Annotated in this window: 1 protein-coding gene; it reads right to left on the minus strand. The window is 65.4% G+C overall.

Features of this window, described 5'->3' with window-relative positions:
- On the minus strand, nucleotides 1–1,076 hold a 1,076-nt coding region (gene tuf / locus EH240_RS37045), incomplete at both ends, for an elongation factor Tu (RefSeq protein WP_125007256.1).

Below are 1,076 nucleotides of genomic sequence, written 5' to 3' on the forward strand. Positions count from 1 at the left end.
TTGATGGTGACGACGATGCCGGCACCGACGGTGCGGCCGCCTTCACGGATGGCGAAGCGCAGCTTCTCTTCCATGGCGATCGGCACGATCAGCTCGACGTCGACGGTGATGTTGTCGCCGGGCATCACCATCTCGGTGCCGGCCGGCAGCGTCACGATGCCGGTCACGTCGGTGGTGCGGAAGTAGAACTGCGGACGGTAGTTGGTGAAGAACGGCGTGTGGCGGCCGCCCTCGTCCTTGGTCAGGATGTAGGCCTCGGCCACGAACTTCTTGTGCGGCTTGACCGTGCCGGGCTTTGCCAGAACCTGGCCGCGCTCGACACCCTCGCGGTCGATGCCGCGCAAGAGCGCGCCGATGTTGTCGCCGGCCTGGCCCTGGTCGAGCAGCTTGCGGAACATCTCCACGCCCGTGCAGGTGGTCTTGACCGTCGGACGGATGCCGACGATCTCCAGCTCCTCGCCGACCTTGACCACGCCGCGCTCGACGCGGCCGGTCACGACCGTGCCGCGGCCCGAGATCGAGAACACGTCCTCGATCGGCATCAGGAACGGCTTGTCCAGCGGACGAACCGGCGTCGGGATGTAGGCGTCGACCTGCGCCATCAGCTCGCGGATGGCGTCCTCGCCGATGGTCTTGTTGGTATCTTCAAGGGCTGCCAGCGCCGAGCCCTTGACGATCGGAATGTCGTCGCCGGGGAACTCGTTCTTGGTCAGGAGCTCGCGAACCTCGAGCTCGACCAGCTCCAGCAGCTCGGCGTCGTCGACCTGGTCGACCTTGTTCAAAAACACCACGATCGAAGGCACGCCGACCTGGCGGGCCAAGAGGATGTGCTCGCGCGTCTGCGGCATCGGGCCGTCGGCGGCCGACACCACCAGGATCGCGCCGTCCATCTGGGCGGCACCGGTGATCATGTTCTTCACATAGTCGGCGTGGCCGGGGCAGTCGACATGGGCATAGTGGCGGTTGGCCGTCTCGTACTCGACATGCGCCGTCGAGATCGTGATGCCGCGCGCCTTCTCTTCCGGGGCCGCGTCGATCTGGTCATAGCGCTTGTATTCGCCAAAATACTTCGTGAT

The organism is Mesorhizobium tamadayense (assembly GCF_003863365.1).
Classification (GTDB): domain Bacteria; phylum Pseudomonadota; class Alphaproteobacteria; order Rhizobiales; family Rhizobiaceae; genus Mesorhizobium; species Mesorhizobium tamadayense.